We start from the raw sequence: 20710 nt of genomic DNA on the forward strand, positions 1-20710 counted from the left end.
CGATACATTTTCAGTATTAATCGTGGCCTCAAACGGTATTGGTTTCATCCGTCGGTGAGTCGTTATAACTGCTGAAGTTATAACGACAATCTGACAAGGAACCTTCTATGCCTACCTCTGTTTTTGAGAATTCCCCTTTCTATGCCGCCGACATTATTCGCGCCCGCATTAACGGCCTGGTACCACGCGTTGCTTTCATTCTCGGCTCCGGGCTGGGGGAACTGGCGGAAAAAATCGACTCCCCAGTAACGTTTTCCTACGAAGAGCTGCCCGGGTTCCCCGTCAGCACCGTCCACGGTCATGCGGGTGAACTGGTCGTCGGCACGCTGGCTGGCGTACCGGTAGCCTGTATGAAAGGGCGGGGGCACTTTTATGAAGGGCGTGGGATGTCAGTGATGACCAGCGCAATTCGCACTTTTAAGCTGCTGGGATGTGAAATTCTGTTTTCTACCAACGCCGCCGGTTCTCTGCGCCCGGAAGTGGAACCCGGAAGCCTGGTGGCACTCAGCGATCATATTAATACGATGCCGGGCACGCCGACCGTTGGGCCAAATGATGAGCGGTTTGGTGAGCGCTTTTTCTCGCTGGCAAACGCCTATGATGCTGACTATCGCGCCGTACTCCAGCAGGTTGCGCGTGAGCAGGGGTTCCCGCTACACGAGGGGGTGTTTGTTTCTTATCCAGGGCCAAACTTCGAAACTGCAGCGGAAATTCGCATGATGCAAATCATTGGCGGCCATGTCGTGGGGATGTCGGTTGTGCCGGAGGTGATCAGCGCTCGCCATTGTGGCCTGAAGGTGGTTGCCGTCTCGGCCATTACCAACCTTGCCGAGGGGCTGGGGAGTATTCAACTTTCCCACGAACAGACGCTGAAAGCGGCTGCGCTGTCGCGGCAGAACTTCATTAACCTGATTTGCGGCTTCCTCGGCAAACTGGCCTGATCCCCCATTGACCAAGGCAGGGAAAACAGATGGCGATTAAACTCCGCTTAAAAATCATGCTGTTTTTGCAGTACTTCATCTGGGGGGCGTGGCTGGTCACTTTGGGCTCTTACATGATCAATACGCTCGGCTTTAAGGGCGCAGATGTTGGCATGGTTTACAGCACCAAAGGGCTTGCTGCGCTGCTGATGCCGGGCCTTATCGGCATTGTGGCCGATAAATGGCTCCCGGCCAATCGGGTGTACTCTCTCTGCCATTTTGTCGGAGCGGGGATGCTGGTCTGGGCGGCCAGCATCGACCAGCCTGGGTTGATGTTTTGGGCAATGCTGGGTAATGCGCTGGCCTTTATGCCGACTATCGCGCTGTCCAATACGGTATCTTACGCCTGCCTGGAAAAAAACGGACTGGATACGGTGACGCATTTCCCGCCTGTGAGGGTGTTCGGTACCGTGGGTTTTATTGCGGCGATGTGGACCGTCAGCCTGATGCGCATAGAGCTGAGCAGCATGCAGCTCTATGTTGCCGCAGGGGCTTCCGGGATGCTGGCGCTGTATGCGCTTACGCTGCCGACTATTCCGGTGATAAAAAGCCAGGCCACGCGCAGTTGGGTGAGCCGCCTGGGGCTGGACGCGTTTGTGCTGTTCAAAAAGCCACAAATGGCGGTTTTTTTCCTGTTCGCCATGCTGCTTGGGGCGGTGCTGCAAATCACCAATACTTTCGGCAACCCTTTCCTGCATGATTTTGCCCGTCAGCCAGAGTTTGCCAACAGCTTTGTGGTGCAGTATCCCTCTATTTTGCTGTCCGTCTCGCAGATGTCGGAAGTGGTCTTTATTTTGACGATCCCCTTCTTCCTGCGTCGTTTTGGCATTAAACAGGTTATGCTGATGAGCATGGTCGCCTGGGTGCTGCGCTTTGCGCTGTTCGCCTGGGGCGACCCTTCGGCTTTGGGCTTTGTGCTGCTGTTACTGTCGATGGTGGTGTACGGCTGCGCCTTTGATTTCTTTAATATCTCTGGCTCCGTTTTTGTTGAGCAGGAGGTGGACTCACGTATTCGCGCCAGCGCTCAAGGGCTGTTTATGACGATGGTGAACGGGGTTGGGGCGTATCTCGGGGCGATTGTCAGCGGTTATGTGGTGGATTATTTCACCATCGATGGCGTCAAAGACTGGCCGACCATCTGGCTGGTTTTTGCTGGCTATGCGCTGGTGCTCGCCGTCGTCTTCCACTTTAGTTTCCACTATCGCCACCGTCAGCAGAGTGATTCTTCGGCATCGCTCGCACATTAAGGCGCCCGGCCTTACAGCAAGCGTAAGCGATGGTAATTTATGAGGCTTGCCACTCAGGGAGCCTCATGAATACATCTCAGCGTATCTATCGCACCGATCTTAAGCTGCTGCGTTATTTTCAGGCCGTCGCCGAGGAGCTTCACTTTGGCCGGGCCGCCGCACGGCTGAACATGTCGCAGCCTCCCTTGAGCTTTCATATCAAAGAACTGGAAGCTCAACTGGGTACAGTACTGTTTATCCGCCATTCCCGGCACGTGGCGCTGACTCACGCAGGCGAAGTCCTGCTGGAAGAGACAAAACAGCTGCTGAACAACGCCAGCCTTGCCCTGGCCAGGGTTGAACAAATTGGCCGAGGAGAAGGGGGCAGGATCCAGTTAGGGATTGTCGGAACCGCCATTTGGGGCGGGCTGCGGCTTGGTCTACAGCGGTTTATTGCTGACTATCCCGCCATTGATGTGACCTTCCGCGAAAAATCCCCAGGGGATCAGCTGGCCTTGCTTGATCGCCACGAGATTGATGCCGGGATCTGGCGGATGGAAACCAGCCCGCCAGGTGGACTTAAGAGCGAAAAGCTGCATGAGGCGACATTTATGGTCGCGCTGCCGGAGCAGCACCCGTTAGCCCGGCAGCAAACGGTGGACATTACCCAACTGCGGCATGAAGCGTTTGTGACGATGACTGCCATTCACTCTGACTGGACTTTCCTACAGCGTGTTTGCCGTGAAGCTGGTTTTACCCCGAGGGTTGTTCGTGAGGCGGTGGAGCCGCAAACCGTGCTGGCGCTGGTGAGTATTGGTTTCGGGCTAACAATTATGGCCGACAGCTACGCGCAAATGAACTGGCCTGGCGTGGTGTTTCGCCCTCCGGTCAGGCCGATTCCTGCCGATCTTTATGCCGTTTTTGATCCGGTGCATCTTACTTCGACAACAAAGCAATTAATTGAGGCACTTAAGAAGTCTCCCGTCGATTAGCACATCGTTGAAAGGTGAGGGCAGTGGTATGATTAGCGGGCGGTTAATTTTGGTCTGGTTGCTTAGAGGTGCAGGTTGAAAATCGCTATTTTATCCCGGGATGGAACGCTCTATTCATGCAAGCGCCTGCGAGAGGCGGCAACGCGTCGCGGTCATCAGGTGGAGATCATCGATCCCCTTTCTTGCTATATGAACATTAATCCGGCCGCGCCTTCCGTGCACTACAAGGGGCGTCAGCTGCCGCATTATGACGCGGTTATCCCGCGTATTGGCTCGACTATTACCTTTTACGGCACGGCGGTGCTGCGCCAGTTCGAAATGCTGGGAAGCTATCCGCTGAATGAGTCGGTGGCGATCACCCGCGCGCGGGACAAGCTGCGTTCGCTGCAATTGCTGGCGAAGCAGGGAATTGATTTGCCGGTGACGGGGTTTGCCCACTCGCCGGACGACACCAGCGATCTGATTGATATGGTGGGCGGCGCGCCGCTGGTGGTGAAGCTCGTTGAAGGCACGCAGGGGATTGGCGTGGTGCTGGCCGAAACGCGGCAGGCGGCGGAAAGCGTGATTGATGCGTTTCGCGGCCTCAACGCCCATATTTTGGTGCAGGAATATATCAAAGAAGCGAAGGGCAGAGATATTCGCTGCCTGGTGGTAGGGGATGAGGTGGTGGCCGCCATTGAGCGGCAGGCCAAACCCGGCGATTTTCGCTCAAACCTGCACCGTGGCGGCGTCGCGCATCAGGTCACCATTACTGACCTCGAACGAGAGGTGGCGCTAAAAGCGGCCAGCACTCTGGGGCTGGATATTGCGGGGGTGGACATTTTACGCGCCGACCGTGGGCCGCTGGTGATGGAAGTGAACGCCTCGCCGGGTCTGGAAGGTATTGAAAATACAAGTGGTGTCGATATCGCCGGGCTGATGATTAAATGGATAGAGCGGCAGGCCCGCCCTGGGTACTGTCTTAAAACCGGGGGATAATCGCCAAATCGGCGCTAATGCATAGTATGACGTGTCATTTTTGCGTAAGATGGCACGTTAATTTTTGAACAGGTAATGAGGTTTTTGCGTTTATGGATTCACTCGTGGTCCCGACTCTGGACACTTTACGCCGCTGGCTGGATGAAACTGGCGTAACCTTTTTCGAGTGCGATACCTGCCAGGCATTGCATTTGCCCCATATGCAGAACTTCGATGGCGTATACGACGCGAAAATCGATCTCGTGGACAACATTATTCTGTTTTCCGCACTGGCAGAAGTTAAGCCGTCGGCGCTGCTGCCGCTGGCATCCGATCTCTCCTCGATCAACGCCAGCTCGCTGACGGTGAAAGCGTTCCTCGACATCCAGGATGATAACCTGCCCAAGCTGGTAGTGTGTCAGTCGTTGTCTGCCTCAGTGGGCATTACCCGCGAGCAGTTTGCCGCCTTCGTTCAGCAGAGCGAAGAGCAGGTTTCGATGGTGATCCTCGAGGCTTGCGCTAATCAGCTGCTTTTTGTGGCCGAAGAAGAAGAGCGCGACGGCACAATTATTCACACCCACTCTCTGCACTGATCCTTTCTTTTTTTAACGCAGCGGCCACCAGCGCCGCCGCGTTCTGCATGTTTTTATTCTGTCATAAAGCCGTCACAGCCAGACAAATCCCTGCCATAAGGCGCGTTTTTGCCGCCTGAATAGACGAAAGATGTCTAAAAAGTTGATAAAAGGCGTTTTTTCATCCGGGCTATAGTCGCCAACCCTGGCTACAGTTATTCTTGCTTGGCCGTAAAAACGAGCAACGTCTGCGTGAAGATTACCCAAATTCTTTTTCAGCAGAATGAATAGAGATGCATGAATTTTGCATGCTAAAAAAGCGTGCGGTGAATGCGGATAAGCCACATTGCGTAAATTCGGCTCATTCGAGCCTGGTTTGGCCTTTATTCAGAAGGAATGAAATTATGCTCTACCTACGTAAAAAAGGGTTGTTGGGGATGGTTGCTGGCGCGCTGATGGTGGCTTCTGCCGCCAGCTCTGCCGCCGAACAAAAGACGCTGCACGTTTATAACTGGTCTGATTATATTGCCCCGGATACCCTGGCAAACTTCACCAAAGAGACCGGCATCAAAGTGGTCTACGACGTGTTTGATTCCAACGAAGTGCTGGAAGGGAAGCTGATGGCGGGCAGCACGGGCTATGACCTGGTTGTGCCGTCTTCGCAGTTCCTTGAGCGCCAGGCGCAGGCCGGCATCTTCGAGCCGCTGGATAAAAGCAAACTGCCGAACTACAAAAACCTCGATCCGGAAATGCTCAAGCTGGTGGCGCAAAACGACCACGACAACAAATACGGCATTCCGTACATGATGGTGACGACCGGCATCGGCTACAACGTCGATAAAGTGAAAGCCGTGCTGGGGAAAGACGCGCCGGTGGACAGCTGGGATCTGATCTTCAAGCCGGAAAACCTTGAAAAACTGAAAAGCTGTGGCGTGTCGTTCCTGGATGCGCCAAGTGAAATTTACGCCACCGTGTTGCACTACCTGGGCAAAGATCCGAACAGCACCAACGCCGCGGACTACACCGGGGCGGCTAACGATCTGCTGATGAAGCTGCGGCCAAATATTCGTTACTTCCATTCGTCGCAGTACATCAACGACCTTGCCAACGGTGACATTTGCGTGGCGATTGGCTGGTCCGGGGATATTCTGCAGGCGGCAAACCGCGCCAAAGAAGCCAAAAATGGCGTGAATGTTGCTTATTCCATTCCTAAGGAAGGCGCGATGGTCTACTTCGATATGTTTGCCCTGCCGGTAGACGCGAAGAACAAAGACGAAGCGTACCAGTTCCTGAACTACCTGATGAAGCCGGACGTTATCGCCAACATCAGTAATCATATTTACTACGCGAACGCCAACAAAGAAGCTACGCCGTTACTGAGCGAAGAGGTCCGCAGCAATCCGGGAATTTACCCGCCGGCGGATATTCGTGCCAAGTTGTTCACACAAACGGTGATGCCAGCGAAGATTGACCGGGTTATCACCCGCGCGTGGACTAAGGTTAAAACAGGCAAATAGTCCTGTTACACCCTGCACCGGCGGTTGCACCAGAGTTGTGCAATCGCCCCAGCCTGAACGGAAGCCCTTGTTTCCAGAATGGCGAAAAGTACGGCAACCGGGCCGTATCTTCTTTTTGCTTTTGCCGGAGAGCAACAGAATTGAACGACGCAATCCCTCGCCCGCAGTCCAAAACACCCAAAGCGCTGACGCCGCTGCTGGAAATCCGTAACCTTACTAAATCGTTTGATGGCCAACATGCCGTGGATGACGTCAGCCTGACCATCTATAAAGGCGAAATTTTTGCTTTGCTGGGTGCTTCGGGCTGCGGCAAATCTACGCTGCTGCGTATGCTGGCGGGGTTTGAACAACCCAGCGCCGGGCAAATCATGCTTGATGGCGTTGATTTGTCGCATGTGCCGCCTTACCAACGCCCAATCAATATGATGTTCCAGTCCTACGCGCTGTTCCCGCACATGACCGTGGAGCAAAACATCGCCTTTGGCCTGAAGCAGGACAAACTGCCTAAGGCGGAAATTACCAGCCGGGTGGCAGAAATGCTGACGCTGGTTCACATGCAGGAGTTTGCAAAGCGCAAGCCCCACCAGTTGTCCGGCGGCCAGCGCCAGCGCGTGGCGTTAGCCCGAAGCCTGGCGAAGCGCCCCAAATTGCTGCTGCTGGACGAGCCCATGGGGGCGTTGGATAAAAAGCTGCGCGACCGGATGCAGCTGGAAGTGGTGGACATTCTTGAGCGCGTCGGCGTGACCTGCGTGATGGTGACCCATGACCAGGAAGAGGCGATGACCATGGCCGGGCGAATTGCCATCATGAATCGCGGCAAGTTCGTGCAAATTGGCGAGCCGGAAGAGATTTATGAGCACCCAACCACCCGCTATAGCGCCGAGTTTATCGGGTCGGTAAACGTCTTCGAAGGGCTGTTGAAAGAGCGCCAGGACGACGGGCTGGTGATAGACAGCCCTGGACTTGTGCATCCGCTGAAGGTGGATCCTGACGCTTCCGTGGTGGACGGCGTGCCGGTCTTCGTCGCGTTGCGACCGGAAAAGGTGATGCTTTGCGAGGAGCCGCCCGCCGATGGCTATAACTTTGCCGTCGGAGAAGTGGTGCATATTGCCTACCTCGGCGATCTCTCCATCTACCACGTTCGGCTGAAAAGCGGGCAGATGATCAGCGCCCAGCTGCAAAATGAGCACCGCTACCGTAAAGGAGCGCCCACCTGGGGGGATGAAGTTCGCCTGTGCTGGGATGCCGACAGCTGCGTGGTTCTGACGGTTTAAGGGGGCAAGATGACAACACTTTCTGAAGGCCCGGCAGAGACGGCGGTTCCTCAGCCCTCGGGCGTGAAGCGTTTGCTCGCCCGTTTGCAGATGGCGCACGGGCGCAAGCTGGCGATCGCGCTGCCGTATTTGTGGCTGATCCTGCTGTTTATGCTGCCGTTCCTGATCGTCTTTAAGATCAGTTTTTCGGAAATAGCCCGGGCGATCCCGCCATACAGCGATCTGGTGAGCTGGGCCGATGGCCAGCTGTCGATCACGCTGAATCTGGCGAACTACTTCCAGCTGACGGACGATCCGCTCTACTTCGAAGCTTATCTGCAATCCTTGCAGGTAGCGGCGGTGTCAACGCTGTGCTGCCTGGCGCTGGGCTATCCGCTCGCGTGGGCGGTGGCGCACAGTAAACCTTCAACGCGAAACATCCTGCTGTTGCTGGTGATCCTGCCTTCATGGACCTCGTTCCTGATCCGCGTGTATGCGTGGATGGGCATCCTGAAAAATAACGGCATATTGAATAACGTGCTGCTTTGGCTCGGGGTTATCGACCAGCCGCTGACGATTTTGCACACCAACCTTGCGGTCTACATCGGGGTGGTTTATGCCTATCTACCATTCATGGTGCTGCCGATTTATACCGCACTGACGCGTATAGATTATTCGCTGGTGGAAGCTTCGTTAGATCTCGGCGCGCGGCCGCTGAAAACGTTCTTCAGCGTGATTGTGCCGCTGACCAAAGGCGGGATTATTGCCGGTTCGATGCTGGTGTTTATTCCGGCGGTAGGGGAGTTTGTGATCCCGGAACTGCTTGGCGGGCCGGACAGCATCATGATTGGTCGCGTCCTGTGGCAGGAATTCTTTAATAACCGCGACTGGCCGGTGGCTTCAGCCGTGGCGATTATCATGCTTCTGCTGCTGATCGTGCCGATCATGTGGTTCCACAAATATCAGAACAAAGCGGCGGAGGATCACTCATGAACAACTTGCCGGTTGTGCGCTCTCCGTGGCGTATTTTGATTCTGGTGATTGGCTTTACCTTCCTGTATGCGCCCATGCTAATGCTGGTTATCTACTCGTTTAACAGTTCTAAGCTGGTGACGGTGTGGGCCGGCTGGTCAACGCGCTGGTATGGCGAGCTGTTCCGGGATTCGGCGATGATGAACGCCGTTGGCCTGAGCCTGACCATTGCTGCGGCTGCCGCCACGATGGCGGTTATCCTGGGGACGATTGCTGCCGTGGTGATGGTGCGTTTTGGTCGCTTTCGTGGCTCAACCGGATTTGCCTTTATGCTAACGGCGCCGCTGGTTATGCCGGATGTGATCACCGGGCTTTCGCTGCTGCTGCTGTTCGTGGCGCTGGCGCACGCAATTGGCTGGCCGAGCGACAGGGGGATGCTCACCATCTGGCTGGCGCATGTGACGTTCTGCACCGCCTATGTTGCCGTGGTGATTAGCTCACGCCTGCGGGAGCTGGACCGCTCCATTGAAGAAGCGGCGATGGATCTGGGGGCGACGCCGCTAAAAGTGTTCTTTGTGATCACCGTGCCGATGATCTCGCCTGCCATTATCTCCGGCTGGCTGCTGGCGTTCACGCTTTCGCTCGACGACCTGGTTATCGCCAGCTTCGTTTCCGGGCCGGGCGCGACCACGCTGCCGATGCTGGTGTTCTCGAATGTGCGTATGGGGGTTAACCCGGAAATTAACGCGCTCGCGTCAATTATTCTCGGCGTGGTGGGCGTTATCGGCTTGATTGCATGGTGGTTTATGGCGCGGGCAGAAAAGCAGCGGCTGCGCGATATCCAGAGTGCAAGACGTGGTTAAAACGCCTAAAATCTGCAATGATGTGCCTCCGGTGCCGCGCTTGTCGCGGCACCGTGACGTAAGGAACGCGAGGTTGTGGAAATTATCAGGAAACAGCGGTCATCCCATGCAAAATTAAACGTCCCCACGCTGGTGATGGTGGCGGCTATCGGCATCGTCACTACCCGATGCCTCGACCTGCTGCTGCTGTTTAATATGCTCGGGGTGAGCGGGGTGATGGATTTTGTCCATCGCAGCGTGCAAACCTGGCCCCTGACGCTGGTTTTTCTCGGCAGCCTGTTGATGCTTTTTGTCGAACTGCGCTGCGCGTTCGTCATCGTCAAAGGGCGTAACTGGGGGCGCTGGCTGTTCCTGCTGACCCAAATTATTTCCGTGGTTTGGTTGTCTCTGTCCTCCCTGGGCTGGGGATACCCCGAACTATTCAGCGTTGCCGGGGGCACTAAGCGCGAGATCTTCCGTTCGCTGTTTACCCAAAAGCTGCCCGACATTCTGGTGCTGCTTTTGCTGTTTGTCCCCGCTCGTAGCCGGCTTTTTTTCAGACTTCAGTAAGCGCAGAGTGCTACAATCTGCGCCCTCGTTTTTTCTCAGGGTTTTTCTATGCAATGCGCGCTCTATGATGCCGGCCGCTGTCGTTCCTGCCAGTGGATTGAACAACCGGTTGAAGACCAGCTTCTCGCTAAAATGACCGATCTCCGGCAATTGCTGGAAGGCATTGCCGTGGGCGAGTGGTGTCAGCCGGTGAGCGGCCCTGAGCGTGCGTTTCGCAATAAAGCCAAAATGGTGGTCAGCGGCAGCGTGGAAAAACCGCTGCTGGGGATGTTACACCGCGACGGCACGCCCGAAGATTTAACCGACTGCCCGCTTTATCCTGTTTCATTTGAGCCTGTTTTTGCGGCGCTGAAGCCCTTCATTGCCCGGGCGGGATTAACGCCCTACAACGTAGCGCGTAAGCGTGGCGAGCTGAAGTATCTGCTGCTGACCGAAAGCCTGGCGGATGGCGGCATGATGCTGCGCTTTGTGCTGCGCTCGGAAAGCAAGCTGGAGCAGTTGAAAGCGGCGCTGCCGTGGTTACAGCAGCAACTTCCTCAGCTCAAGGTGATTTCGGCCAACATTCAGCCCGTACACATGGCGATTATGGAAGGTGAGCAGGAAATTCCGCTGACCGAACAGCGTGCGCTCGAAGAGGTATTCAACGGCGTGCCGCTTTATATTCGTCCGCAAAGTTTCTTCCAGACTAACCCTGAGGTTGCTTCCCGGCTGTATGCCACCGCTCGCGACTGGGTGCGCGCGCTACCCGTCAACCATATGTGGGATCTGTTCTGCGGCGTGGGAGGATTTGGCCTGCACTGCGCCACGCCGGAGATGAAGCTAACCGGGATTGAAATTGCCCCCGAGGCAATTGCCAGTGCAAAGCAGTCGGCTGAAAAACTTGGCCTGCATAATATTCATTTTCAGGCGCTGGATTCCACGCAGTTTGCCGTTGCCCAGCAGGATATACCGCAGCTGGTGCTGGTGAACCCGCCGCGCCGTGGGATAGGCAAAGCGCTGTGCGATTATCTGACGCAGATGGCCCCGGCGTTTATCGTCTACTCAAGCTGCAACGCGCAGACCATGGCGAAGGATATTCAGATGCTGCCGGGTTATCGCGTGGTGCGTACCCAGCTGTTTGATATGTTCCCGCATACCTCGCATTACGAAGTGTTGACGTTGCTGGAGCGTTGTCCCTAACTTTGACATTTGTGCTAGCGGCTTCTGCAGACTCGGCTAAGGTTCCTTTCACTTCCAGTTCGGTTTCCATATGCCACCACCGCATCGGTGAACGTCTCAGGGGAATCACCGTTGTACTGAACCCCAGATCCTGGGTCTGCTGAGATGCGTTCCCTACGCTCCCAGCCACAATGTATTTGCTTCTTTTACCCTCACCCTAACCCTCTCCCTGGAAGGGAGAGGGAATAGATTGCGTATTGCTCTGCCTGTTGTTTTCCCCCTCGCCCCTTTGGGGGGAGGGCCGGGGTGAGGGGGAAAATTTACTGCGGGAACCACTGAGTGCTGATCTTCTGGTACGTCCCGTCCGCTTTAATTGCCGCCAGCGCGTCGTTCAGCTTCTTCAACAGGGCCTGATTATCCGGACGCACTGCAATCCCTAAACCGGTGCCAAAGTACTGTGCGTCGGTCACATGCTCGCCTACGGTGCCCAGCTGCGGGTTGGTCTTCAGCCATTCGTTCACCACGGCAGTATCGCCAAACACGCCATCGATACGGCCATTTTTCAGGTCAATAATCGCGTTCTGGTAGCTGTCGTAGGAGACGGTTTTGATCTCAGGATGTTTATCCTGCAGATATTTCTGGTGCGTGGTGCCGTTTTCCATCCCGATACGTTTGCCTTTGAGATCGTCCAGCGAAGCAAACTGGCCTTTTTTCGCAATCACTACCGCTGAGTTGGCGTAGTACGGGTTGGTAAAGGCGACCTGTTTGGCGCGTTCAGGCGTAATATCCATCCCGGAAATCACCGCGTCGTATTTACGGAACTTAAGGGAAGGGATCAGGCTGTCGAAAGCGTGGTTGGTGAAGGTACATTCTGCCTGCATTTGTTTGCATAATGCCTTGGCCAGATCAATATCGAAACCGACGATCTGATTGCTGGCGTCCAGAGATTCAAAAGGAGGATAGGTTGCCGAAGAGCCGAAGTTGATTTTCTCCGCTGCAGCCGCGCTGAATGCGGTTGTAGCGAACATGGCGGCTAACAGTAACTTTTTCATGCGTGTTGCTCCTGTCTGTCAATATTGTTTTAAGTCGCCGTTTTCCGGCGTCAGACCACCATGCCAAAGTGTGAATTTATATGCAATTAAAATGTATAATTATATTTTCATGGGCGTAAAAAAAGCGGGTTGCCCCGCTTTTTCTGTTAGCTGCTCTAGTTGCGGCGTTCAAACGCCAGCGCCCGGCGTTCGATCAGGCGCATCAGCAACGTCAGCAGCCCGTTGACGATGAGGTAGACCAGACCGGCGGCACCGAACACCGCCACATCATAGGTACGGCCATACAGAAGTTGCCCATAGCCCATCACTTCCATCAGCGTGATGGTGTAGGCCAGCGAGGTGCTCTTGAACACCAGCACGACTTCGTTTGAGTAAGAAGAGAGCGCGCGCTTGAAGGCATAAGGCAGCAGAATAGCCAGCGTGTCTTTCTTGCTCATCCCTAAGGCGCTGCAGGACTGCCACTGACCTTCCGGAATGGCGCGAATTGCCCCATAAAACAGCTGCGTAGTGTACGCGGCGCTGTTAAGCGAGAGCGCAATTAACGCGCACAGCCACGGTTCGGAAAGCAGATGCCACAGCACCGGATAATGCTGGAGCGACGGGAACTGCCCCGGACCGTAGTAAATCAGGAAGATCTGCACCAGCAGCGGCGTGCCGGTAAACAGCGTGATGTAGGCGCGCACAATGTGCACCAGTCCCGGCGTTTTCAGCGTCAGAACGATGGTGAACAGCAGCGACAGCACGAGCGCGACGGCAATGGAAGCGGCGGTGAGCGTCAGGCTGGTGTGCAGACCCTTCATCAGCTCCGGTAAATACTCGAGCATCAGCCAGGTCTCCGTTCAAAGCGCGTGGCGCGCAGGTCAATGCGCTTCAGGATGTACTGACTCAGCAGGGTAATGACCAGATAAATGGCCGCAGCGATGACGTACCAGGTAAACGGCTCCTGGGTGCGTGTGGCAATACTTTTGGTTTGCAGCATCAGGTCGTTCACGCTGATAAGCGACACCAGCGCGGTGTCCTTCAACAGCACCAGCCACTGGTTACCCAGGCCCGGCAGCGCGTGACGCCACATCTGCGGCATGACCAGCCGGAAGAAAATCGCGGTTTTGGATAAACCCAGCGCCTGGCCCGATTCCCACTGCCCCACCGGCACCGCTTTCAGCGCGCCGCGCAGCGTCTGCGACGCGTAGGCGGAGTAGAGCAAGGAGAGGGCAATCACACCGCAGAGGAACGGGCTGACGTCAAAATTCTCAATCTCCATTTTGACCGGGATTGCGGTAAAACCGAGGTTGAGGGTAAAGCCGTCAGAGAGTATCAGCAGCAGTTGGGAGGAGCCGAAGTAGATGAACAGCACCACCAGAATTTCAGGCAGGCCGCGGAACAGCGTGACCACCCCGGAGCCTATCCATGCCACCGGGCGCCATTTGGCGGATTCCCAGACGGCAAAAATCATCGCCAGCACGAGGCCGACGATGAGGGCACAAACGGCAAGGCCGACGGTCATCCCGGCGGCGCTTGCTAATGGAAACAATTCGTTCATCGAGTCGATTACTTCTGGAACCATTTGTCGTAGATGGCTTTGTAGGTGCCATCTTGTTTCACTTTATCCAGCGCGGCGTTGAATTTGCTCTGCAGGTCAGTGTTGCCCTGGCGCAGGGCGATGCCGAGGCCGGTGCCGAAGTAATCTTTGTCGGTCACTTTGTCACCCACGGCAACCAGTTCCGGGCTGGCTTTCAGCCACTCGGTCACCACGGCGGTATCGCCAAAGACAGCGTCGATACGGCCATTCTGCAGATCCAGCTTAGCGTTCTGGTAGCTGTCGTAAGGCACGGTGGTGATTTCCGGGTGCTTGTCGGTGATGTATTTCTGGTGGGTGGTGCCGTTCTGGATACCCACTTTTTTGCCTTTCAGCGCGGCAATATCAGCGTACTTACCCTTCACGCCAACGAACAGCGCGGAGTTGTCATAGTAAGGTTTAGTGAACAGTACCTGTTTTTCACGCTCAGGGGTGATGTCCATCCCCGCCATTACCGCGTCAATACGGCGGAATTTCAGGCTTGGGATCAGGCTGTCGAAGGCCTGATTGGTGAAGGTACAGGTGGCATCGATCTGCTTGCACAAGGCATTAGCAAGGTCAACGTCAAAACCGACGATCTTGTTGTTGGCGTCGATAGACTCAAACGGAGGGTAAGAGGCTTCGGTAGCAAAACGGATAGTCTGTGCGGCGGTAGCAGAAAGGCTCAGAGTGGCTAAAAGAGTGGCCAGCAAAACTTTTTTCATTGTCGTTTTCCCGTTCAACATCAGTGAGAGAGATAGAATTTAAACGCATCGGTTTGCGGGTTAGCAAAGCAGCCGGCATCACCTTGTTCGATGATGTGGCCGTTTTCCATATACACCACGCGGCTGGCGGTTTTACGCGCCACTTCTACTTCATGGGTCACGATGACCTGAGTAATGTTGGTTTCCGCCAGTTCGCGGATAATGCTGACGATCTGCGCGGTGATTTCCGGATCCAGAGCGGCGGTAGGCTCATCAAACAGCAGAATCTGCGGCTCCATCATCAGGGCGCGGGCAATGGCCACACGCTGCTGCTGGCCGCCGGAAAGGTGCAGCGGATAGCGGTCCATGTAAGGCTTCAGGCGCAGGCGCTCAAGCAATTTATCGGCGCGTTCACGCGCCTGATCTTTGCTTAATCCGAGCACGCGGCACGGCGCTTCAATCAGGTTTTGCAGTACGGTTAAGTGCGGCCACAGATTGTATTGCTGGAAGACCATGCCGACGTTCTGGCGCAGATCGCGAATCGCTTTGTCGCTGGGGGCTTTGGCAAAGTCGAAAGTCGTGCCCGCAATGCTCAGCTTGCCGGAACGCGGCATCTCAAGCAGGTTAAGGACGCGCAGCAGAGAACTCTTGCCGGCGCCGCTCGGGCCCAGCAATACCAGCGTCTCGCCCTGCGGGCAGTGTAGTGTGATATCGAACAGCGCCTGATGGGCACCGTAAAAGCAATTAATGCTGTCTAGTTGAATACTCATGCGCTGAAGTTGAATAGCAATTGAGGCCGCAAAGGGTACCTTTAACAGAATAGTTATGCAATCTTTGTGCGTTAAAACTTATAAGTAACCACTTATCTTGCCTGAAGTTAGCACAAAATAGCGAGGCGGGTGGTGGCTAAGTATAAAAAACCGGGATCCCTGAATATACCAGACTATTTACAGGGGTTACGTTTCCCCCACCCGCATAGCGTAAGCATAAATTGCCGCTATTTGCCTTCAATTGCCTGACGCAGCGTGCCGGTTGGCGCGTGGCTCGCCGCGCCGAGGTAACGCACATCGTCCACCGCCCAGCACTGGCCTTCACGGACCATCAACACTTCATCTTTCCAGGTCTGGCTGCCGCGGGTCAGCTCGACGCGCAGAGGAATATTTCGCGCATCGGTGTTCGGGATAGTTGACGCCGAAGCCACGCTGGCTTTGTCAGGCCCTTCAGACTGGCTGGAGAAGATATCACTGCGAGTAAATGCGCTTTGCGCCGCCAGAGAGGTGCTGGATTTTTGCAGAAGCTGGAACAGGGAATCGCTCAGGTAGGGGCGCAGCGCGGCAACGGAGCTCAGGCCTTCACCCTTGTGCGCGATACGGTAATCATAGAACTGCTGAGCGACGTCATCCGGGCCGCCGCTGACGCAGGGGCCGCTGCGGGTGCCGATGTCTTTGAAGGCCGGAGTGACGGTGGTACAGGCCGACAACACCAGCGCACAGGGAAGAAGAACCAAAGCTGAGCTGCGCATTTTTATTTCCTTATTTTCTCAGGAGGACTACCTTAGCATAGCGTATTGGCTCAAAATCGCGTGGCGATTGCCGGGCTAACATGTTGATGGCAAAGAGAGGAGAACGTGATGCAGTTTACAACGACGCCAGGCCTGGAAGGCCACACCATTGCTGAATACTGCGGCGTGGTGACCGGGGAAGCTATCCTGGGTGCCAATATTTTCCGCGATTTTTTTGCCGGGGTTCGCGATATCGTCGGCGGCCGCTCCGGGGCTTATGAAAAAGAGTTACGCAAAGCGCGGGACATCGCGTTTCGTGAAATTCAGGAACAGGCGGAAAGCCTGGGCGCTAACGCCGTGGTCGGGATTGATATCGACTATGAAACCGTCGGCAAGGACGGCAGCATGCTGATGGTTTGTGTCAGCGGGACGGCGGTGAAAACGCGTAAATGAAAACCAGGATCTTAGCGATTGCCCTGGCGCTGTTGCTGGCAGGCTGTGCCGGACAAAAAGGGATTGTCGATCGGGGCAGTTATAAAGTGGACACCACGCATCAGGCTCAGGCCGCTTATCCGCGTGTGAAAATTCTGGTGATCCACTACACGGCGGATGATTTTTCAAGTTCGCTCTCCACGCTTACCGATCGTAACGTCAGCGCCCACTACCTTGTTCCTGCCGAGCCGCCTCTGTCCGGCGGGAAGCCTGTTGTCTGGCAGCTGGTGCCGGAAGATCAGCTGGCCTGGCATGCCGGGGTCAGTTTCTGGCGAGGGGCTACGCGGATTAACGACACGTCCGTTGGCATTGAGCTGGAAAACAAAGGTTATACGAGAATAGGGGGCGTTCAGCGCTTCTACCCCTTCAGCCAGCCGCAGATTGCGGTGCTTGAGGATTTAGCGAAGCAGATTATTGCGCGCTATAACATCGCGCCGCAGAACGTGGTCGCTCACGGCGATATTGCGCCGCAGCGCAAGGTTGATCCTGGCCCGCTGTTCCCCTGGAAGCAATTCGCGGAAAAAGGGATTGGCGCATGGCCGGACGCCGCTAGAGTGGCGTTTTATCTTAACGGCCGCGGTCCGCTGCAGCCCGTGGATAAAACCGAGCTGCTGGATGTGCTTTCCCGGTATGGCTACGAAGTGCTGCCAGGCATGACCGAGGCGCAGCAGAAAAGGGTGATTACCGCCTTCCAGATGCATTTCCGCCCGGCCAACTACAGCGGCGAGGCGGATGCGGAGAGCCTGGCGATTGCCGAGGCATTACTGGAAAAATATGGTCAGGGTTAACCGCGGTGTAGCGTGCCGTGATCTTTCAACCACAGCGCGGTACGGCGAATGCCTTCATCGAGGGTGACGATAGGCTGGTAGCCCAGCTCCGTTTCCGCGCGCGTGGTGTCCAGCGTTAAGTCGAAGTTCAGCTTGGAAACACCGTAGTGCGTGAGCACCGGCTCTTTGGCCGATTTATTGCCAAAGTGCTCCAGGCTGCGGGCGATGATATCCAACATCGGGTATGGCACCGAGCGAATGCGGCATTTGATGCCCAGTTCGTCGATCAGCTTCTGCACGATAGTCCGCAGCGGGCGCGCTTCCATATTGGTGATGTTGTAGGCGCGGCCAGAAGGCAAATCCTGTTTCTGCGTCGCCAACCACATCGCGTGTACCGCGTTTTCCAGATAGGTCATATCCACCAGCGCATCGCCGCCGCGCGGCAGCAGCACGCTCCCGTAGTGGCGCATCATCTGCACCAGACGCGGGAAGAATACTTTGTCGTGCGGCCCAAACAGGCTTTGCGGGCGCAGAATTGTAAAACGGGTATTCGGGTTGGCCTGCGCCAGCAGCTGAATCACCTCTTCGCTGGCGGCTTTGCTGCGGGCAAATTCGTTGGCGAAGCGCACCGGGCGAAAATCTTCGCTGATGTTGCGGTGGTGGTGGTAGTCGAAGTAAAGCGACGGCGACGAGATATGAATAAAGTCACGCACGCCCCAGGCCACGGCCCATTCGCCCAGACGGCGCGTGGCGCGGACGTTGGCGAGGTCGAAGGCTTGCTGGGTTCCCCACGGCGAGGTGAAGCTGGAGCAATGCCAGAGCGTGTCGACGTCGGCGAGCATCACCTTTGCCTGGGAAGAAACCAGCTCCGTCAGATCGGCATGGACAAATTCGGCGCCCATTTTCTGCAGCAGTTTGCCCATCGCTTCGTTGCGCCCGGTGGCCCGAACGCTGATGCCCCTGGCGCGTAAATACTCGACCGCGTTTCGGCCTAAACCGCTGGTTGCGCCCGTGACCAGTACCTTCATGTGACCAACTCGTTATGTTTTGGATTAACGCTGCGCATTTTTCCGTGAAACGGCAGCGCATGCAATGGGAATACTGAAAGATTAGGAGCTAACTTCTCTTTTTGATCGAGTTTTGTTCCGCTAAATGAACAATTCGCCGCGCCATTCCCCTAAAGATAAATAAATGGGCGGGGATCATCGCCAGCCAGTAGAGCAAACCGGCGCAGCCGTGAGGGTGCCACCAGGCTCTGACGTCCAGCCGGCGCTGCTTGCCATCATCCTGTAAGGTGAACGACAGCCGCCCCAGGCCCGGAGCCTTCATACCGAACAGCAGCGTCAGCTCTTTTTCCGGCTCGGCGATAATCACTTTCCAGCTATCGACGGCGTCGCCCACTTCCAGCATGGCTTTATCAGGCCGCCCTTTGGCAAGCCGATGCCCGACCAGCAAATCCATCAGCGCGCGAGTTTTCCACAGCACGTTGCCAAAAAAGTAGCCTTCTTTGCCGCCTAGCTGGTTGATGACCTGCCAGAGCGAAGAGAGAGAGGCCTGGGTGGTCAGCGTGCAGCCTGCCTGTTTAGCAAAAAAACCGTAGTCGGGCCGCCAGCGGGCAAACGCCTGGGCGTCGTAGCCCCAGTCCTGCGAGTTAGCAAGCTGGTGTTCGTTGGCCAGCGTCAGGCGCATGGCGTCGTCGAAGCTGATGAGCTGCTGCGGGATAAGTTCACGCAGGCTGCGGTCGTCTGCCAACAAATCGTGCTCGAGCCCCTGAATCAGCGCCTTAGCAATGCCGGGCGGCACCGAGGTAATGACATTCAGAAACCACACGGAAATCCAGCTGGTGGGGAGTGGTACGGGGATCAGAGGGCGGTGGCGGCCGCTGATAGCCATAAAGCGTTCAAACTGTTGCTGATAGCTCAGGACTTCCGGCCCGGTGGCTTCAAACAGGCGATGTTCCGTGGCCGGATGGTCCAACAGCGCGACGAGGTAATGCAGCAGGTTATCCAACGCTATCGGTGAAGTACGGGAGCGAACCCAACGCGGCGGCGTCAGCACCGGCAGGTTGTACACCATATCCCGCATGACTTCGAAGGCTGCCGAGCCAGCGCCCACAATAATCCCCGCGCGCAGTTCGATGACCGGTACGCCGGAGTCTCGCAGGATATCCGCGGTGATTTGCCGGGCTTTCAGGTGCTTCGAATGCGTTTGCCCGCTTTTGGCCTGCAATGAGCTGAGGAAAATGACCTGCTTAACCGGATGTTCGGTCAGCGCGTCGCGCATATTCAGCGCCGCCTGGCGTTCGAACTCCAGAAAATTATCGCCGTCTCCCATGCTGTGGATCAGGTAGTAGACGGTATCTGCCCCTTCGAGCAGGGCACCCAGGCGGTGCGGCCAGTGCAAATCTACATGTCGGCATTCCACGCTTGGCCAGGGCTGTTTTTTCAGCCAGTCAATGCGACGGGCGGCGGCGGTGACGTGATGCCCCGCCGCCACGAGTAACGGCACCAGGTGCTGGCCAATGTAGCCGCTGGCGCCGAGGACCACTATCCTTTGAGGTTCTGCCATCGTCCCTGAGTTCCGTTAGTTTTGCAGGAAGCTGCGCCAGTGGGCGACGACTTCTGCCAGCTGAGTGCGGGTGACGTCCAGATGGGTGACCAGGCGAGTTGCCGGGCCTGCGCTGAGGATGATGCCGCGCTCACGCATATATGGCCCTAAATCTTCTGCTTCTTCCGCCGTCATGCGGACAAAGACCATGTTGGTGTCCTGACGCATCACATCGACGCCGATTTCTCGTAGCTCGCCTGCCAGCCAGTGGGCGTTGTCGTGGTCTTCTTTCAGCCGCTCGACGTTATTTTTCAGCGCATACAGGCCTGCCGCCGCGAGGATACCGGCCTGGCGCATACCGCCGCCGGTCATCTTGCGCCAGCGCACAGCTCGCTTGATGTACTCTTTACTGCCCACCAGCAGGGATCCCACCGGCGTGCCCAGGCCTTTCGACAGGCAAATGGTGAAGCTGTCGCAGTAGCGAGTAATCTCTTCCAGCTGGCAGCCGTAGGACACCACGGCGTTAAAAATACGCGCGCCGTCTACGTGCAGCGCCAGGTTGTGTTTGCGGGTGAATTCCCAGGCCTGCTGGAGGTATTCGCGTGGCAGCACTTTGCCGTTATGGGTGTTTTCAAGGCTCAGCAATTTAGTGCGGGCGAAGTGAATGTCGTCCGGTTTAATTTTTGCCGCCACTTTATCCAGCGGCAGCGTGCCGTCGCGATCCGCTTCAATCGGCTGAGGCTGAATGCTGCCCAGCACCGCTGCGCCGCCCGCCTCATACAGGTAGTTATGCGCGGCCTGGCCAACGATATACTCTTCGCCGCGTTCGCAGTGGCTCAGCAAAGCCACGAGGTTGGCCTGCGTGCCGGTAGGTAAAAACAGGGCAGCTTCTTTCCCGCTGATTTTTGCCGCGTATGCCTGAAGCTCGTTAACAGTGGGGTCATCGCCGTAAACATCATCCCCGGTTGGGGCGGCCATCATTTGTTCCAGCATGGCGCGGGAAGGGCGGGTAACGGTATCGCTGCGTAAATCGATCATGACGGGTCCTTTATC

At 56.1% G+C, this 20710-nt stretch carries 22 protein-coding genes; 13 read left to right on the top strand and 9 right to left on the bottom strand.

Annotation, left to right across the window (positions count from 1 at the left end; all coding sequences use genetic code 11):
* The first annotated feature begins 107 nt into the window (after positions 1 to 107).
* The 11 genes from xapA (at position 108) to rlmC (ending at position 11060) form a co-directional block, all read left to right on the top strand.
* Complete coding sequence (gene xapA, locus LH23_RS12295; protein WP_039291435.1) at positions 108 to 941, top strand: xanthosine phosphorylase; 834 nt, start codon at positions 108 to 110, stop codon at positions 939 to 941.
* Between the two features lie 29 nt (positions 942 to 970).
* The gene (locus LH23_RS12300) at positions 971 to 2227 is read left to right on the top strand and encodes a nucleoside permease (RefSeq protein WP_039291437.1); all 1257 of its coding nucleotides are present in this window, start codon (positions 971 to 973) and stop codon (positions 2225 to 2227) included.
* Positions 2228 to 2292: 65 nt separating this feature from the next.
* On the top strand, positions 2293 to 3198 hold the full coding sequence (locus LH23_RS12305) for a LysR family transcriptional regulator (RefSeq protein ID WP_039291438.1): 906 nt from the start codon (positions 2293 to 2295) through the stop codon (positions 3196 to 3198).
* Positions 3199 to 3273: 75 nt separating this feature from the next.
* Positions 3274 to 4176, top strand: coding sequence for a 30S ribosomal protein S6--L-glutamate ligase (gene rimK / locus LH23_RS12310; RefSeq protein WP_039291439.1), 903 nt, complete (start codon positions 3274 to 3276; stop codon positions 4174 to 4176).
* Between the two features lie 92 nt (positions 4177 to 4268).
* Positions 4269 to 4748, top strand: a complete 480-nt coding sequence (locus tag LH23_RS12315; protein ID WP_008461058.1) for a YbjN domain-containing protein — start codon at positions 4269 to 4271, stop codon at positions 4746 to 4748.
* A 383-nt stretch (positions 4749 to 5131) separates the two neighbouring features.
* Positions 5132 to 6244, top strand: coding sequence for a spermidine/putrescine ABC transporter substrate-binding protein PotF (potF, locus tag LH23_RS12320; protein WP_008461059.1), 1113 nt, complete (start codon positions 5132 to 5134; stop codon positions 6242 to 6244).
* 140 nt (positions 6245 to 6384) lie between these two features.
* On the top strand, positions 6385 to 7518 hold the full coding sequence (gene potG / locus LH23_RS12325) for a putrescine ABC transporter ATP-binding subunit PotG (protein ID WP_038474177.1): 1134 nt from the start codon (positions 6385 to 6387) through the stop codon (positions 7516 to 7518).
* A 9-nt stretch (positions 7519 to 7527) separates the two neighbouring features.
* Positions 7528 to 8490, top strand: coding sequence for a putrescine ABC transporter permease PotH (potH, locus tag LH23_RS12330; RefSeq protein WP_039291441.1), 963 nt, complete (start codon positions 7528 to 7530; stop codon positions 8488 to 8490).
* Positions 8487 to 9332, top strand: coding sequence for a putrescine ABC transporter permease PotI (gene potI / locus LH23_RS12335; RefSeq protein WP_008461065.1), 846 nt, complete (start codon positions 8487 to 8489; stop codon positions 9330 to 9332). The genes potH and potI overlap by 4 nt, the downstream gene beginning before the upstream one ends.
* Positions 9333 to 9467: 135 nt before the next feature.
* On the top strand, positions 9468 to 9881 hold the full coding sequence (locus LH23_RS12340; RefSeq protein WP_208330029.1) for a YbjO family protein: 414 nt from the start codon (positions 9468 to 9470) through the stop codon (positions 9879 to 9881).
* A 48-nt stretch (positions 9882 to 9929) separates the two neighbouring features.
* The gene (rlmC, locus tag LH23_RS12345; protein WP_039291445.1) at positions 9930 to 11060 is read left to right on the top strand and encodes a 23S rRNA (uracil(747)-C(5))-methyltransferase RlmC; all 1131 of its coding nucleotides are present in this window, start codon (positions 9930 to 9932) and stop codon (positions 11058 to 11060) included.
* 299 nt (positions 11061 to 11359) lie between these two features.
* Here rlmC and artJ (LH23_RS12350) read toward each other — a convergent pair whose 3' ends face one another.
* From artJ (LH23_RS12350) to LH23_RS12375, 6 genes are all read right to left on the bottom strand, one after another.
* The gene (gene artJ, locus LH23_RS12350) at positions 11360 to 12091 is read right to left on the bottom strand and encodes an arginine ABC transporter substrate-binding protein ArtJ (RefSeq protein ID WP_039291446.1); all 732 of its coding nucleotides are present in this window, start codon (positions 12089 to 12091) and stop codon (positions 11360 to 11362) included.
* A gap of 155 nt (positions 12092 to 12246) precedes the next feature.
* Positions 12247 to 12915, bottom strand: coding sequence for an arginine ABC transporter permease ArtM (gene artM / locus LH23_RS12355; protein ID WP_039291448.1), 669 nt, complete (start codon positions 12913 to 12915; stop codon positions 12247 to 12249).
* Positions 12915 to 13631, bottom strand: a complete 717-nt coding sequence (artQ, locus tag LH23_RS12360; RefSeq protein ID WP_008461075.1) for an arginine ABC transporter permease ArtQ — start codon at positions 13629 to 13631, stop codon at positions 12915 to 12917. Before artQ ends, artM begins: the two co-directional genes overlap by 1 nt.
* Before the next feature lie 8 nt (positions 13632 to 13639).
* A complete protein-coding gene (artJ, locus tag LH23_RS12365) occupies positions 13640 to 14371 on the bottom strand; it encodes an arginine ABC transporter substrate-binding protein (RefSeq protein ID WP_008461077.1) in 732 nt (243 codons plus the stop codon).
* A gap of 20 nt (positions 14372 to 14391) precedes the next feature.
* Positions 14392 to 15120: an arginine ABC transporter ATP-binding protein ArtP gene (gene artP / locus LH23_RS12370; RefSeq protein ID WP_039291449.1), complete on the bottom strand. Its 729-nt coding sequence runs from the start codon at positions 15118 to 15120 to the stop codon at positions 14392 to 14394.
* Positions 15121 to 15347: 227 nt separating this feature from the next.
* Entirely contained in the window at positions 15348 to 15872 is a 525-nt protein-coding gene (locus LH23_RS12375) for a lipoprotein (protein WP_039291450.1), read from the bottom strand.
* A 108-nt stretch (positions 15873 to 15980) separates the two neighbouring features.
* Here LH23_RS12375 and LH23_RS12380 point away from each other — a divergent pair, with 108 nt between their 5' ends.
* Together LH23_RS12380 and LH23_RS12385 are read left to right on the top strand one after the other, a co-directional pair.
* Positions 15981 to 16304: a heavy metal-binding domain-containing protein gene (locus LH23_RS12380; protein ID WP_039291452.1), complete on the top strand. Its 324-nt coding sequence runs from the start codon at positions 15981 to 15983 to the stop codon at positions 16302 to 16304.
* Positions 16301 to 17131 (top strand): N-acetylmuramoyl-L-alanine amidase, encoded by an 831-nt coding sequence (locus LH23_RS12385; protein ID WP_039291454.1) that lies wholly within the window; start codon positions 16301 to 16303, stop codon positions 17129 to 17131. Before LH23_RS12380 ends, LH23_RS12385 begins: the two co-directional genes overlap by 4 nt.
* On the opposite strand, the gene LH23_RS12390 is transcribed toward LH23_RS12385, so the two are convergent.
* From LH23_RS12390 to ltaE, 3 genes are all read right to left on the bottom strand, one after another.
* The gene (locus tag LH23_RS12390) at positions 17128 to 18138 is read right to left on the bottom strand and encodes an NAD-dependent epimerase/dehydratase family protein (RefSeq protein WP_039291455.1); all 1011 of its coding nucleotides are present in this window, start codon (positions 18136 to 18138) and stop codon (positions 17128 to 17130) included. The genes LH23_RS12385 and LH23_RS12390 overlap by 4 nt on opposite strands.
* A gap of 88 nt (positions 18139 to 18226) precedes the next feature.
* Positions 18227 to 19678 carry an SDR family oxidoreductase gene (locus tag LH23_RS12395; protein ID WP_039291457.1) on the bottom strand — a complete coding sequence of 484 codons (1452 nt, stop codon included), beginning with the start codon at positions 19676 to 19678 and terminating at the stop codon, positions 18227 to 18229.
* Positions 19679 to 19693: 15 nt separating this feature from the next.
* Positions 19694 to 20695: a low-specificity L-threonine aldolase gene (gene ltaE, locus LH23_RS12400; RefSeq protein WP_039291458.1), complete on the bottom strand. Its 1002-nt coding sequence runs from the start codon at positions 20693 to 20695 to the stop codon at positions 19694 to 19696.
* Positions 20696 to 20710 lie beyond the last annotated feature (15 nt).

Origin of the sequence: Cedecea neteri, from assembly GCF_000758305.1 — a bacterium.
Classification (GTDB): Bacteria; Pseudomonadota; Gammaproteobacteria; order Enterobacterales; family Enterobacteriaceae; genus Cedecea; species Cedecea neteri_C.